Source organism: Aromatoleum diolicum (assembly GCF_012910955.1).
Classification (GTDB): domain Bacteria; phylum Pseudomonadota; class Gammaproteobacteria; order Burkholderiales; family Rhodocyclaceae; genus Aromatoleum; species Aromatoleum diolicum.
This window is the reverse complement of the sequence record NZ_WTVQ01000015.1, coordinates 63,610-77,113: the sequence shown is the minus strand read 5'-3', so window position 1 is coordinate 77,113 and position 13,504 is coordinate 63,610. Positions and strand designations below refer to the sequence as shown.

Genomic DNA, 13,504 nt, shown 5'->3' with positions numbered 1-13,504 from the left:
GCGGGCCGATGCGCATCCAGAATGCCCTTCCCATGCACGCACGTCGTCGCCTGATTGCCGCCTTGAGCCTTGCCGGGATCGCAGCCCTCGCCGGTTACGCCTACTACGCCAACCGCAGCACGGCGGTGCCGCAGGCCACGGGTGGCGTGAAGCCGGCTGCGGGCCAGGCTCCCGCTGCGCAGGCGCCGGTCAGCGTCGAGACGGTGGCGGTCGTGTCCGAGGCCATCGCGGACGATGTCACGGCGGTGGGTACGCTGCGTTCGAACGAGTCGGTGATGCTGCGGCCGGAGGTGGCGGGGCGCATTGCGGCAATCCGTTTTCGCGAGGGGGGCGCGGTCCGGCGCGGCGATGTGCTGGTCGAGCTCGATGCCGCCGTCCAGCAGGCTGAACTGCAGCAGGCGCGGGCGAACCTGTCGCTGGCGCAGGCCAATTTCAGCCGCACCGAAGATCTCTTCAACCGCAAGTTCCTCAGCCAGAGTGCGCGCGACGAGGCGGCGTCGCGGCTGGAGGTCGCCCGTGCCAACATGGCGCTGGCCGAGGCACACTTCGAGCGCATGCGCCTGCGCGCGCCCTTCGTCGGCATCATCGGGATCCGCAATGTGAGCGTTGGCGACTACGTCAAGGAAGGCGATGAGCTCGTCAATCTGGAGGACATTGCGACGCTGAAGGTCGATTTCCGCCTGCCGGAGATCTATCTGGAGCGGATTCGTCCCGGACAGAACCTTGAAGTGGCGTCCGACGCGATGCCTGGGCAGCAATTTAACGCGCGCGTGAGCGCGATCGATCCGCTCGTCGATGAGCAGGGGCGTTCGGTGCTGATGCGCGCGACGCTGCCGAACGAGGGTTTGCGACTGCGGCCCGGCATGTTTGCGCGCGTGCGGCTGATCCTGCAGGAGCGCGCGAACGTCGCGGTCGTGCCGGAGGAGGTGCTGGTGCCGGCACCCGGCAACGTGCAGTTTGTCTACCGGGTTGTCGACGGCAAGGCGCAGCGGGTCGAAGTGAGGACCGGGGTGCGGCGCGGAACCCGGGTCGAAATCGTCAGTGGCCTGCAGGCCGGGGATATTGTCGTGACCGCGGGCCAGCTCAAGCTGCGCGACGGTGCGGCGGTGGAGGTGGTGAGCCCGGGTGCAGGCGGTGATGCGCCGGCGGCGGGCAAGGCGGATCGGGCGAGCTGAGGAGGCGCGCGCAATGGTTCTTTCGGAAATCTGCATCAAGCGTCCCGTTTTCGCGACGGTGCTGTCGTTGCTGGTGCTGCTGATCGGACTGATGTCGTATTCTCGGCTGACGGTGCGCGAGTATCCGAACATCGACGAGCCGGTCGTCACCGTCGATACGACCTATACCGGCGCGAGCGCGGAGATCGTCGAGTCGCAGGTGACGAAGCCGCTCGAGGATTCGCTCGCCGGGATCGAGGGCGTCGACGTGATCCAGTCGATCAGCCGCCAGGAGCGCAGTCAGATCACGGTGCGCTTCCGCATCGAACGGTCCGCGGACAGTGCCGCAGCCGACGTGCGCGACCGGGTTTCACGGGTACGTCGGCGGCTGCCGGACGACATCGAGGAGCCGGTGATTTCGAAGGTCGAGGCCGATGCGAATCCGATCATCTGGATCGCGTTTTCGTCGGATCGGCATTCGTCGCTGGAACTGAGCGATTTCGCCAGCCGCATCGTCAAGCCACGGCTGCAGACATTGTCCGGTGCGGCGGATGCGCGGCTGTTCGGCGAGCGCCGCTATTCGATGCGCATCTGGCTCGATCGCGACCGCCTGGCGGCGTTCAAGCTTACGCCGCAGGACGTCGAAGACGCGATCCGGCGGCAGAACGTCGAACTGCCGGCCGGTCGCATCGAGAGCCGCGAGCGCGAGTTTTCGGTGGTCGCGCAAACCGATCTCGACGAGCCGCAGCAGTTCGAGTCGATCGTCGTGCGCCAGCCGGCGACGCCCGGCAGCTATCCGGTGCGCATCCGCGACGTCGGCCGCGTCGAGGTGGCGGCGCAGAACGAGCGCACGCTGGTGCGCTTCATGGGCAAGCCGGCGGTGTCACTCGGGTTGATCAAGCAGTCGGTCGCGAATCCGCTCGACCTCAAGCGCGGCCTCGTCGAGATGCTGCCGGTGCTCGAAGCCGAACTGCCCGAAGGCATGGCGATGAACATCGCCAATGACACGACGGTCTTCATCGACCGTTCGATCGCATCGGTGTTCACGACGATCTGGGAGGCGGTGCTGCTGGTGGCGGTGATCTGCTTCTTCTTCCTGCGCAACTGGCGCGCGATGCTGGTGCCGCTGGTGACGATTCCGGTATCGCTGGTCGGCGCGTTCGCGCTGATGCTGGTGTTTGGCTTCTCGATCAACACGCTGACGCTGCTTGCGCTGGTGCTGGCGATCGGCCTCGTCGTCGACGACGCGATCGTGGTGCTGGAGAACATCTACCGCCACGTCGAGGACGGAATGGAGCCCGTGCAGGCGGCGTTTCGCGGGGCGAAGGAGATCGGGTTTGCGGTGGTGGCGATGACGATCACGCTTGCCGCGGTGTATGCGCCGGTGGCGTTCATGACCGGGCGTACCGGCAAGCTGTTCACCGAGTTCGCGCTGACGCTGGCCGGCGCGGTGATCGTGTCCGGCTTCGTTGCGCTGACGCTGTCGCCGATGATGTGCTCGAAGCTGCTGCGCCACGAGAAGAAGCACGGGCGTTTCTACAATGCCGTCGAGAACTTTCTCGGCGGGCTGACGATTGGTTACCGGCATGCGCTGACGGTCGCGCTGACGTTGCGCTGGGCGGTGATGCTGGCGTTCGTGGTCGTCGCCGGGACTTCGGTGGTGCTGCTGAAGGTGCTCAAGACCGAACTTGCGCCGGTCGAGGATCGCGGCCGGGTGGTCGCCATCTTCTCCGGCCCGGAAGGCGCGACGATCGACTTCATGGGGCGCTATGCGTCGCAGGTCGAGGCGATCTTCGCGAAGGTGGGCGAAGTGGACCGCTATCTGGTGATTTCAGGCAATCCGACGGTATCGCAGGGGATCTCGTTCGCCGGATTCAGCGACTGGAACGATCGTACGCGCAGCGCCTCCGATATAGCCGCCGAAGTGCGCCCGAAGCTGGCTGCGATTCCGGGCCTGCAGGCCTTTCCGGTGCTGCCGGCGTCTTTCGGCCAGAGTCCGCGCACGCGCCCGATCAGCCTGGTCGTCACGACCTCGGAGTCGTACGACGAGCTCGCGCGCAACACCGATCTGATTCTCGACGAGATCCGCAAGCACCCCGGCTTCGTCTCGCCGGATACCGACCTGAAATTGACGAGACCGGAACTTGCGGTGGATGTCGACCGCGACAAGGCGGCTGATCTGGGTATCCCCGTCGATGTGATCGGACGCACGCTCGAGACGATGCTTGGCGGGCGGCAGGTGACACGTTACAAGAAGGACGCCGAACAGTACGACGTGATCGTACAGGTCGAGGCGGGGAGCCGTGCCGTCGCACGCGACATCCGCGAGATTTTCGTGCGCGGCAAAAACGGCGAGATGGTGCCGCTGGCGAATCTCGTGAAGGTGCGCGACACGGTGAGTCCGCGTGAGCTGAATCACTTCGGTCAGCGTCGTTCGGTGACCATTTCGGCGAACCTTGCGCCCAACTTCGCGATGGGCGAGGCACTGGCTTACCTTGAGGAAACCGCCACGCGCGTGCTGCCGCCCGGCTACGCGATCGACTACGACGGCCAGTCGCGCGAGTTCAAGACCAGTTCGGCCAGTCTCGCGCTGACCTTCGTGCTGGCGCTGGCCTTCATCTACCTCGTGCTGGCGGCGCAGTTCGAAAGCTTCCGTGATCCTTTCATCATCATGCTGTCGGTGCCACTGTCAATGACGGGCGCGCTGGCGGCGCTGTATTTTGCCGGTGGCACGCTCAACGTGTATAGCCAGATCGGGCTCGTCACGCTGGTCGGCCTGATCACCAAGCATGGCATCCTGATCGTCGAGTTCGCGAACCAGTTGCGCGACAGGGGGGAAGCCTTGCGTGACGCGGTCATCGAGGCTTCGGTGCTGCGGCTGCGGCCGATCCTGATGACGACCGGGGCGATGGTACTGGGCTCGATTCCGCTGGCGCTCGCGACCGGCGCGGGCGCCGAGAGCCGCCAGCAGATCGGCTGGGTGATCGTCGGCGGCCTGCTGCTGGGGACCTTCTTCACGTTGTTCGTGGTGCCCACGGTTTATACTCTGCTGGCGCGGCGCGAACGCAACCGGCTGGCCGTCGAGGAAACCGCAGTGGTTTCGGCGTAGCCGGGTTCGGGTGGCATCGGGAGAACAAAAATGGAAATTTCGTCGAAGCTTCCCGGCGTGGATCTCGCGCAGCTTCAGTCTGCGCGGCCGCCGCAAACGACCGGACAGGACAGCGCGGGGCTGGCGGTGAGCGATGCCGCGGCGCGCCCCGCTGCACAGCCCGATGTGCGCGTCAGCATCAGCGCCGCGGCGCGTGCCGCCGAGGCGACAGGGCGCGCGGATGCGCCCCGACAAGCTGTTGCCGCGGCTGCGCCGACCGCCCCGGATGAGACCGAAGCAGTACGCGCACCGGAGTCCGCGGCGCGCGCCGACGCGCCGGTTTCCAGCAGCGCCACGCAGCCGGGTGACACCAGTCGCGCGGTGGAGCAGGCCGCTGCGGACGCGGCTCAGGCATCGAGTGCCCCGGCCCGCGAACCGGATGCCGCCAGCGCGGCGAACAGCCAGGCGGTTCAGCTGTATCTCGAAAACGCGTCGCGTACCAACAACCAGCCGGCTGTCGCACCGATCCGCGCTTCGGCCTGACCTGCACTTGCGCGTACCCGGCGGCGTGCCGAACGCGCGGGGTGCGTGCGACTGATTTTCCAATCCTGATGGCCCAGAGGCGGACCGGTCCCGGTGCCGCCGGATGTTCCTCCCGTGTCCGAAACGCATCCCCACACGCTTTCCCGTCCCCGTTCCGTTCTTGCCGCGTGGTCGATGGCGGCGCTGGTGCTGCTGTCGCTCGCGCACGGTGCGCGCACCGGGCTGCCGGCATGGCCGGCGGGGCTCGCGGCGTGGGGTGCCGGCTTTGCATTGTGGCCGCGGCTGGACCGCAAGCAGCGGCGTTTCACGCTGATGCTGTGCGGGCTTGGTGCGCTGGCGCTGGTGCTGGCCGTGTGGCGCGGCAGCGCGCCGGCGTGGGGTGGATTGCTGACGCAGAATACGGCGCTGCTCGGGATGCTTGCGGCGGTGAGCTTCCTGCAGCTGGTCGGGCTCGGGAAGGACGGCGCGGGGGAGCTGCCGCGCGGGCCGCGCGCCCTGTGGCAGACGCTGGCGAGCGTGCATGTCCTCGGTGCGGTGATCAACATGTCGGTGGTGTTCATCGTTGCCGAGCGCATTGCGCAGGGCGGGCGCCTGAGTCCGCGCCAGGCGGCGGTGCTGGCGCGCGGCTTTCTCGCCGCCGCGCTGTGGTCACCATTCTTTGCCGCGATGGCGGTGGCGCTGACCTACGCGCCGGGCGCGCGGCTCGCCGACGTGGCGCTCGCCGGGGCGCCGCTGGCGGTGATCCTGCTGTGGGTGGCGGGGCGTATGCCGCCGCCGGCGGGGGATGACGAGGCATCGGGTTTCGTCGGCTTTCCGATGCGTCCGTCCTCCCTGTGGCTGCCCCTGGTCTTGACCGCGATGGTGTCGGCGGGGCTGTACGGCCTGCCGGGTTGGTCGTCGCTCGCGATCATTAGCGGGGCCGCGCTGACGCTGAGCACGCTCGCCGTGATGGTCGCGAGCGGGCCGCTCGACGGCATGGAGCGCATCGCTGCGCATGCGCTGCGCCGTCTGCCGGCGATGTCCGGCGAGCTGATGCTGTTCCTCGCGGCCGGGGTGTTCGCGACCGGTTTGCAGGCGCTGATGCAGGCCGATTCCGGCTGGATGCCGTTCGCGCATTTCGGTCCCGTGCAGGCATCGCTGGTGCTGGGGGTGATGATTGCGGCCGCGGCGATCGGGGTGCATACCGTCGTGACGATCGTCATCGCGTCGGCGTGGCTGCTGCCGCTGGCGCCGGATCCCGTGCTGTTGGCGATGATCTTCCTGATGGCCTGGGGCATCGGCCTGGCGCTCAACCCGATGGCGGGTGTGCATCTGTCGCTGCAGGGGCGCTTCGGGCTGTCGGCAGTGGGGCTTGCGCGCGCGAACCTGCGTTACTGCCTCACGGGCTATGCGCTCGCGGTGGTGTGGCTGTTCGTGCTGGGAGCCTGGCGCGGGCTGCTATGAGGCGTCGCCGGCGAGCAGACGGCGCGCAGTGGTGGCGACTGCGTCGGGAAGGTCAGAGCGCAGACAGTCCAGTTCCACCAGTTCCGGCCAGGTTTCGCGAAACTGGCGCTGCCAGGTGAGCTGGCGCTTGGCGAGCTGGCGGGTCGCCGCAATGCCTTTGAAGCGCATCGTGTCGTAGTCGTCGACGCCGTCGAGGTATTCCCAGGCTTGCCGGTAGCCAACGCAACGCATCGATGGCATGGTCAGGTCGAGCGTGTAGCGCGCGCGCAGACTGCGCACTTCGTCGATCAGCCCGGCCGCGAGCATCTGGTCGAAGCGTTGTTCGATGCGCGCATGCAGCACTGCGCGGTCGGACGGTGCCAGCGCCATCGGCAACAGGCGGAAGGGCGGCGGCGCCATGGCGCGGCGGGCATAGCTATGCGCCAGCGGGCGGCCGGTGAGACGGACGATTTCGAGTGCGCGCTGGATGCGCTGCGCGTCACCGGGTTCGAGGCGTGCGGCGGCGTCCGGGTCGAGGTGTGCGAGTTCGGCGTGCAGCGCCGGCCAGCCGAGTCGCGCGGCGTCGTCATCGATCTGCTGGCGCAGCCCGGCGTCGGCGGTCGGCAGATCGGAGAGCCCGTCGCGCAGCGCCTTGAAATACAGCATCGTGCCGCCGGCGAGCAGCGGAATGCGCCCGCGTGCGGTGATCTCGTCCATCAGCTGCAGTGCATCGATGCGGAAGCTCGCCGCGGAATAGCTTTCTTCCGGCGTGATGAGGTCGATCAGGTGATGCGGGCACGCCGCCTGCTCCTCGGCGGTGGGCTTGGCGGTGCCGATATCCATGTCGCGATACACCAGCGCCGAATCGACGCTGATGATCTCGATCGGCAGCACGCGCGCGAGTGCCAGCGCGGAGGCGGTCTTGCCGCTGGCCGTGGGGCCGAGCAGGAGGAGGGCGGGGGGGAGCATCGGGGAACGGCGCCGGAATCTGGAAGCGAGGCGGGATTGTACCGATGAAGTCCCGCTGGCTTGAGACTTTGCGCGATGCCCGGGCCGCTGCGCGAAAACGCAGCGGCCCGTCATTCACCCCTAGAAGGTGCTGCGGAATACCAGGCCCGTCTGCGCCTCGCGTTCTCCCTCCACGTGGTTGGCGTTGTGGCGTAGCGCGACGATGTACGAGAGGCTCGACGCCCGCGACAGCGGCATCGCGTAATCCACGCCAAGCTTCATCTCACGGCTCGTGGCGGCGAGCGATACGCGACGCGATTCGAACACCGGGTCGCCCGCTTCGGTAATCGCCACCGGCATCCTGAGCTGCATCGTACCGCTCGCGATGCGCAAGGGGCTGGAAAGCGTGACGGCGAGACGATCGTCGCGGGTGAAGGCCTTGTGCCCGACCAGTCCGATCAGGAACGTATCGGAATGCACGCCCTGCGTCGAGGCCAACAGCCCGGTGCCGCGCGAATCTGCGGTTCGGCCGACCGAGTACTGCGCGGCCAGAACCGCGTCCTCGGTGAGGCGATAGGTGGCGTGGGCGGTCACGGTGCGGGTGCGTGCCTGGTCGAGGGCCATCGCCTGGCCGGTCACGGCGCCCAGGTAGGAATCTCCCTCGGCGACTTCAGCCAGCTGCAGGCCGACCATCGCGTCACGGCCGAGCGCGTAGTTCAGTTCGCCGATGGCTGCGCGGCCGCCGCTGACATCGGCGTAAGCATGCTGCCTCGCCATCGCCGCATTGAGCGCTCCGTTGAGCACGCCGGCCTTGATTTTCAGCCCGCCACGGCTGAAGCCGAAGGCCATTTGTGCGGCCGACTGGGTGAGGCCGAAATACGGATTGGCCAGGCTCGGGTCGGAGTCGGCGAGGCCGAAGTAGCTACCGGCGAGGCCGCCCGTCGCCAGCGCCAGCTCACGATCGCCGGCGAGTTTGAACACTGCGCTGCTGGCGAGCAGTGTCCGGTGCGTGCCGGCGGTGGCAAAGAGGCCGGCCGGGCGCTGATCTTCGACCGCGGTGAGGAAGCGCGAGCCGTCACTGAGCAATTGTTCCGTCACCTGCAGCGAGCGCCCGGCGGAGGCCAGCGTGTCGGCAATGCGTTCACGTGCCGGTGCACGGATGCCGGCGCTGAAGTCCGTCTTGAAGTCACGATTGAAGTCGTCGACCGTAATGCCGCGGAACTGGCCGTTGTTTCCTGCGGCGCGCAAGCCGCTCCACGAGGCAACCGAGGTGCTCACGGAGGCAGTCGTGCCGCTGACCGTTGTCGTGCCCGACAGCGGCACGCTCAGGGTGCCGATCGGCTGCATCGCGCGGTCGACGTTGAGCAAGCCCCAGCCATAGATCGTGTCGACGCCGGCGGCGCCAAGATCGGTGGCGGTCTGGAACAGGATCGAGGCCACTTGCCCGGCCTTGAGCTGCGGCCAGGCCCCTTCGATCACGGCCGCGGCACCGGCAACCACCGGTGCGGCCATCGAGGTGCCGCTCATATACACATAGCCGCCCGTCTTGTAGGACGACAGCACGCTGGTGCCGGGCGCAACCATGAACCAGTTGGCAGTGTCGCCGGCACGGTTGGAGAAACTGGCGATCCTGTTGTTCGCGTCGACGGCGCCCACGGCGATGATCTGGCCCTTGGCCCAGGTTTCCTTGGCGTAGCGGGCCGGCCACTGCGGTGCTGCGCCGCCGCTGTTGCCGGCCGCGACCACGACCAGTTTGTCGGCAGCGATGGTGGCCCGCAGTGCGTCCTCGAACGTCAGGCCGAGCTTGGTGCTGCCGCCCAGACTCATGTTGATCACCGACACGCTGCTGTTTCCTGCCGCCAATCGCAGGCCGGAGGCGAGTGCGGTGCTACTCGCGAGCCAGGTCGAGCTTGAGAAGACCTTGATCGGCAGAATTTTCGCGTCCGGTGCGATGCCGTAACTGTAGCCGGTGCCGGTCGATCCGGCGACGATGCCGGCGACATGGGTGCCGTGGCCATTCAGGTCGGTCGGGGTGACATAGCGGCCGATCGACGAATCGAACATCTGCGTGCTGGCCAGCTGCGTTTTCAGTTCGAGATGGGTGCCCATCACGCCGGTGTCGAGTACCGCGACGACCGCGCCAAAGCCGGTGTAGCCACGCGCGTGAGCAAGGTCGGCCTTCACCTGCTTCTGGACGCGGTTGTATGACTTCTCGAGGGAAGTGAGCGGGGCGCCGAGCAGGTCAGTGTCCTGGCCATGCGCAAGAGGGGGGAAGGCCACCGTGATCGCGGCGGCGATGATTGCAAGTCGAAATTTCATTTTGCGCGTCTCCTGGTCCTGCAGCAAAACGCCAAGAGCACGATACAGACTACTGGTACGGCAACCCCGCTAGCATGCCTGACGACAGGTTTAGCCCGGAGGATTTGCGGCCCCGACTTTCGTCGGGTGTGCCCTTGACGCGCAATGTTGTCTCGCACGGTGGATTGTGCGGACCCCACCGTTAACGGCGGAATCGGAGCCGACTTTAGTCCCGTGCCGGGCGATCGGGATTGATGCGGATCAACGTCGTATCAGTACCCCGCCTGAGCGGGGCCTTTGTTACTTTTTGGACTCAGGAATCCGGGCGAAGGGGCAAGCGGGAACTTCGCGACAGCTGGCCGAGGGTCGCCAGCGTCGCGGCGCCGAATGCCGCCCCCGCAAAAAAAGCCCACGACGCGCCGAAGCGTTCCCACAGCAGTCCTGCGAGGGCGCTGGCGATCAGCAGCGCGATGCCGCTGACCAGATTGAAGAAGCCGTAGGCCGTTCCGCGCAGCGCGGCGGGGGCGGTGTCGGCGATCATCGTCGCCAGCAGGCCTTGGGTGATGCCCATGTGCAGACCCCACAACGCGATGCCGGCGGCAAGCCACGGCCAGTCGCTGCTGTACGCCAGCGCGAGGTCGGCGGCGATCAGGATCACCAGTCCAAGCGCCAGCAGGCGGGCGTGGCTCATGCCGTCGGCGAGGCGGCCGAAGGGGTAGGCCGTCAGCGCGTAGACGACGTTCATGCCGATCAGCACCAGCGGCGTGTAGGCGACGGGCAGGCCGCCGTCGAGCGCGCGCAGTACCAGGAAGGCCTCGGAAAAGCGCGCCAGCGCGAACATCGCGCCGACCCCGACGACCCGCCAGTACGCACGCGGCAGCAGGCGCAGGCTGTCGCGGCGGATGGGATTGAGTACCGGCGTTGCCGGCGCCCGTTCCGGTTCGCGCACGCCGAAGAGCAGCAGCGCGACCGACAGGAGGCCGGGAATGATCGCGACCCAGAATACCGCGCGGAAATCGTTCGCCCACAGCAGCATCAGCCCGATGGCGAGCAGCGGGCCGAGGAAGGCGCCGACGGTGTCGAGCGACTGGCGCAGGCCGAAGGCCGCACCGCGCGCCTGCGGCGGGGCGATGTCGGCGATCAGCGCATCGCGGGGCGCACCGCGGATGCCCTTGCCGATGCGGTCGATGAGCCGTGCCGTGAGCACCATGCCGGAGCTGGTCGCCAGCGCGAAGAGCGGCTTCGAGAGCGCACCGAGGCCGTAACCGAGCACCGCCAGCGGCTTGCGTTTGCCCCAGTAATCCGACAAGGCACCGGAAAATACCTTGACGATCAGCGCCGTCGCTTCCGCGGCGCCTTCGATCAGTCCGACGGCAAGCGCGCCGGCGCCGAGCGAGGTGACGAGGAATACCGGCAGCAGGCTGTGGATCATCTCCGAGGACACGTCCATCAGCAGGCTGACGAAACCCAGCATCCAGATCGCTGCGGGGAGCCGTGTCGCGGTGGCGGGGGGCGGCTTCGGTCCAGGGGAGGTGGTGTTCATGTTCCAGGTCCGGGTGTTGGCGTGTGCCCGAGTGTCGGCCGGCCATCATTCTGTCATGAACCCGGCGCGGGCTCTGCAACGCGATGATCGATCCGGACTGTTCCAGATCAAGGTCGTGACGCGGACGGCGCCCTAGCATTTGTCTCCGTCGGCGGTCCGAACGGTGCCGCACTGCAAACCAGCCCTCGCGAACGGTAATGAAACTGCTCTCCCATCCACTCTGGCTTGTCGGATTCCGTCCGTTTTTCAGCCTCGCCTGCCTGTCCGGCCTGAGCCTGCCGATCCTCTGGGCGCTGATGTTCAGTGGCGCGTTGCGCGCGCCGGCGGCGGCGTTTTCGCCGGTGCAATGGCACGCGCACGAAATGTTCTTCGGATTCGGCTGGGCCGTGCTGGGGGGGTTCCTGCTCACGGCTACGAAGAACTGGGTGCAGATCCGCGGTTATCACGGCGTGGCCTTGATGTGGCTGGTCGCCGCGTGGCTGTTCGAGCGCGTTGGCATGGGTTTCGGCGGTAGCTGGCCGCCGGTCTTGTTCTGGTTTTCGAACGCCGTGTTTCTTGGCTCGATCGTGACCATGCTGCTGTGGACACTGCTGCGTTATCACCGGCAGGACAGCTTCAGCGACAACTACTTCTTCCTGTTCATCCTGCCGGCTTTTCTCGTCGCCAAAGTGCTGATGCTCAGCGACGGTCATTTCCAGACCGGTGTGGCGATGGCCGTGGGGCTATTTCGCATCGCGTTTCTGGTGATGCTCGAACGCACCCTGACCCAGTTCATGAAAGGCGCCTTTCAGGCCGAGATCCTGCGCCATCCGCTGCTCGACAATCCGATCAAGCTGCTGGCGCTGATGCTGGTGTTTGCCGGCCTGCTGCCAGCCGTCATGGTAGCGCCGATCCAGCTGGTGCTCGCCTTTCTGCTGGCGGCGCGGTTCGTCTTGTGGAAGCCGCAACTGGCGATGCGCCGGCTCGAACTCGCGGTGATGTACCTCGGCTATGCGGCGATTGTCATCCAGCTGCTACTGGAGTTCGCGGCGCAGATGGAGTCGCCCAGAGGGGTCGGCAGCGTGTCGGTACATGTGTTCACCTTCGGCGTCATGGGCCTGATCATCCCCGCGATGCTGGTCCGCATTTCCAAGGGTCACACCGGGCGCAAGGTAATGTTCGATGCCGGCGACCGGCTGGTGCTGTGGATCATGCTGGCGGCGTTCGTGCTGCGCATCGTGTTGCCGCAGCTGGCTCCCGCCGCCTATACCGCCTGGGTCCATCTCGCCGCCGGCGCATGGTTCGCGTGTTTCGCGATCCTCGGTTGGCGCTACATTCCGTACCTGTTGCAGCCGCGCGTGGACGGCAAGGAGCACTGATCGCCAGGCCGCTTTGTGCTCGGCAATTCAGTTCGGGCGCAGGTCCGGGCTGGCGGCGGCGCGCGCCGATCGGGCGGGTGACTTGAGTACGATCGCGCGTGCGCGCAACTGGCCGCAGCCGGCGTCGACGTCTTGCCCGGCGGACTGGCGCAGCTTGGTCAGGATGCCGTGTTGGTGCAGCTTGAGCGCCATCGCTTCGGCGTGTTCCCGGGTGGGGCGCGTGAAACCGAGTCCGCTGACGGCATTGTAGGGAATGAGGTTCATCACCGCGTATTTGCCGGCGAGCAAACGGGCGATGCCGTCGACTTCCTCGTCGCTGTCATTGACGCCGGCAAGCAGCGTCCATTGGTACTGGATCGGGTAGCCGGTCGAGCGCGCGTACTGCTCGCTCAGTTCGACCAGCTCGGCCGGGTCGATGCGCGGTGCGCGCGGCAGCAATTCGGCGCGCAGATCGGCACGCGTCGTGTGCAGCGACAATGCCAGTGCGGGCTTGACGATGCCGAGCGGCAACCGTTCGAACACGCGGTGGTCGCCGACGGTCGAGAACACCAGGTTCTTGTGGCCGATGCCGCCCTCGGTGCCGAGCAGCTCGATCGCGTCGAGCACGTTGTCCATATTGTGCGCCGGCTCGCCCATGCCCATGAACACCACTTTCTTCACAAAGCGCCGCGCACGCGCGAGTACGACCTGTGCGACGATCTCGGCGCTGCCGAGCTGGCGCAGCAGGCCGTCGCGCCCCGTCATGCAGAAGGCGCAACCGACCGCGCAGCCGACCTGCGTCGATACGCACAGTCCGTCGCGCGGCAGCAGCACGCTTTCGACCGTCTGGCCATCGGCGAGCTCGACCAGCAGGCGCGCGGAGCCGTCCTCGCCCGGATGTTCGGAGCGCAGCCGCGCGAGCGCGTGCAGCTCGTCCGTCAGGGCGGGCAAGGCGGCGCGGACCGGCGCGGGGAAAAAGTCCTCGGGCCGGTCGCGGCCGCTGTCGAGCGGTCGTGCCTGCGTCCACGATCGGAGGACCAGTTGTTCATGACAGGGCTTGGCGCCCGCGGCGCGCAGGCGCTGGCGGAGATGTTCGATACGCATGGGAAGGCGGATGCTAGCACCGCGGGGGCAGGGCGGATAGACGCTGCGGGCGCGAAAGTCGCGGATG

Annotated in this window: 9 protein-coding genes and 1 riboswitch; of the genes, 5 read left to right on the top strand and 4 right to left on the bottom strand. The window is 67.2% G+C overall.

Annotated features, from left to right (window positions below; all coding sequences use genetic code 11):
- Positions 1-32 precede the first annotated feature (32 nt).
- The 4 genes from GPA25_RS10780 to GPA25_RS10765 all read left to right on the top strand — a co-directional run bounded on the left by GPA25_RS10780 (position 33) and on the right by GPA25_RS10765 (position 6,228).
- Positions 33-1,175, top strand: a complete 1,143-nt coding sequence (locus tag GPA25_RS10780) for an efflux RND transporter periplasmic adaptor subunit (protein ID WP_169260383.1) — start codon at positions 33-35, stop codon at positions 1,173-1,175.
- A gap of 13 nt (positions 1,176-1,188) precedes the next feature.
- Complete coding sequence (locus GPA25_RS10775; RefSeq protein ID WP_169260382.1) at positions 1,189-4,263, top strand: efflux RND transporter permease subunit; 3,075 nt, start codon at positions 1,189-1,191, stop codon at positions 4,261-4,263.
- Positions 4,264-4,293: 30 nt separating this feature from the next.
- Entirely contained in the window at positions 4,294-4,785 is a 492-nt protein-coding gene (locus GPA25_RS10770) for a hypothetical protein (protein ID WP_169260381.1), read from the top strand.
- A 114-nt stretch (positions 4,786-4,899) separates the two neighbouring features.
- Complete coding sequence (locus GPA25_RS10765; protein WP_169260380.1) at positions 4,900-6,228, top strand: hypothetical protein; 1,329 nt, start codon at positions 4,900-4,902, stop codon at positions 6,226-6,228.
- Here the strand turns inward: GPA25_RS10765 and miaA are convergent.
- The 3 genes from miaA to GPA25_RS10750 form a co-directional block, all read right to left on the bottom strand.
- On the bottom strand, positions 6,223-7,176 hold the full coding sequence (gene miaA / locus GPA25_RS10760) for a tRNA (adenosine(37)-N6)-dimethylallyltransferase MiaA (protein ID WP_169260379.1): 954 nt from the start codon (positions 7,174-7,176) through the stop codon (positions 6,223-6,225). The two genes, GPA25_RS10765 and miaA, sit on opposite strands and share 6 nt — an antisense overlap.
- A gap of 120 nt (positions 7,177-7,296) precedes the next feature.
- The gene (locus GPA25_RS10755; RefSeq protein WP_169260378.1) at positions 7,297-9,474 is read right to left on the bottom strand and encodes a S8 family peptidase; all 2,178 of its coding nucleotides are present in this window, start codon (positions 9,472-9,474) and stop codon (positions 7,297-7,299) included.
- Between the two features lie 56 nt (positions 9,475-9,530).
- A riboswitch (cyclic di-GMP riboswitch) is annotated at positions 9,531-9,617 on the bottom strand.
- A gap of 149 nt (positions 9,618-9,766) precedes the next feature.
- Positions 9,767-10,996, bottom strand: coding sequence for an MFS transporter (locus GPA25_RS10750; protein WP_169260377.1), 1,230 nt, complete (start codon positions 10,994-10,996; stop codon positions 9,767-9,769).
- A 197-nt stretch (positions 10,997-11,193) separates the two neighbouring features.
- Between GPA25_RS10750 and GPA25_RS10745 the strand changes: the two genes are divergently transcribed.
- Positions 11,194-12,354, top strand: a complete 1,161-nt coding sequence (locus tag GPA25_RS10745) for an NnrS family protein (RefSeq protein WP_169260376.1) — start codon at positions 11,194-11,196, stop codon at positions 12,352-12,354.
- Between the two features lie 27 nt (positions 12,355-12,381).
- Here GPA25_RS10745 and GPA25_RS10740 read toward each other — a convergent pair whose 3' ends face one another.
- Complete coding sequence (locus GPA25_RS10740; protein ID WP_169260375.1) at positions 12,382-13,437, bottom strand: RNA methyltransferase; 1,056 nt, start codon at positions 13,435-13,437, stop codon at positions 12,382-12,384.
- Between the last annotated feature and the right edge of the window lie 67 nt (positions 13,438-13,504).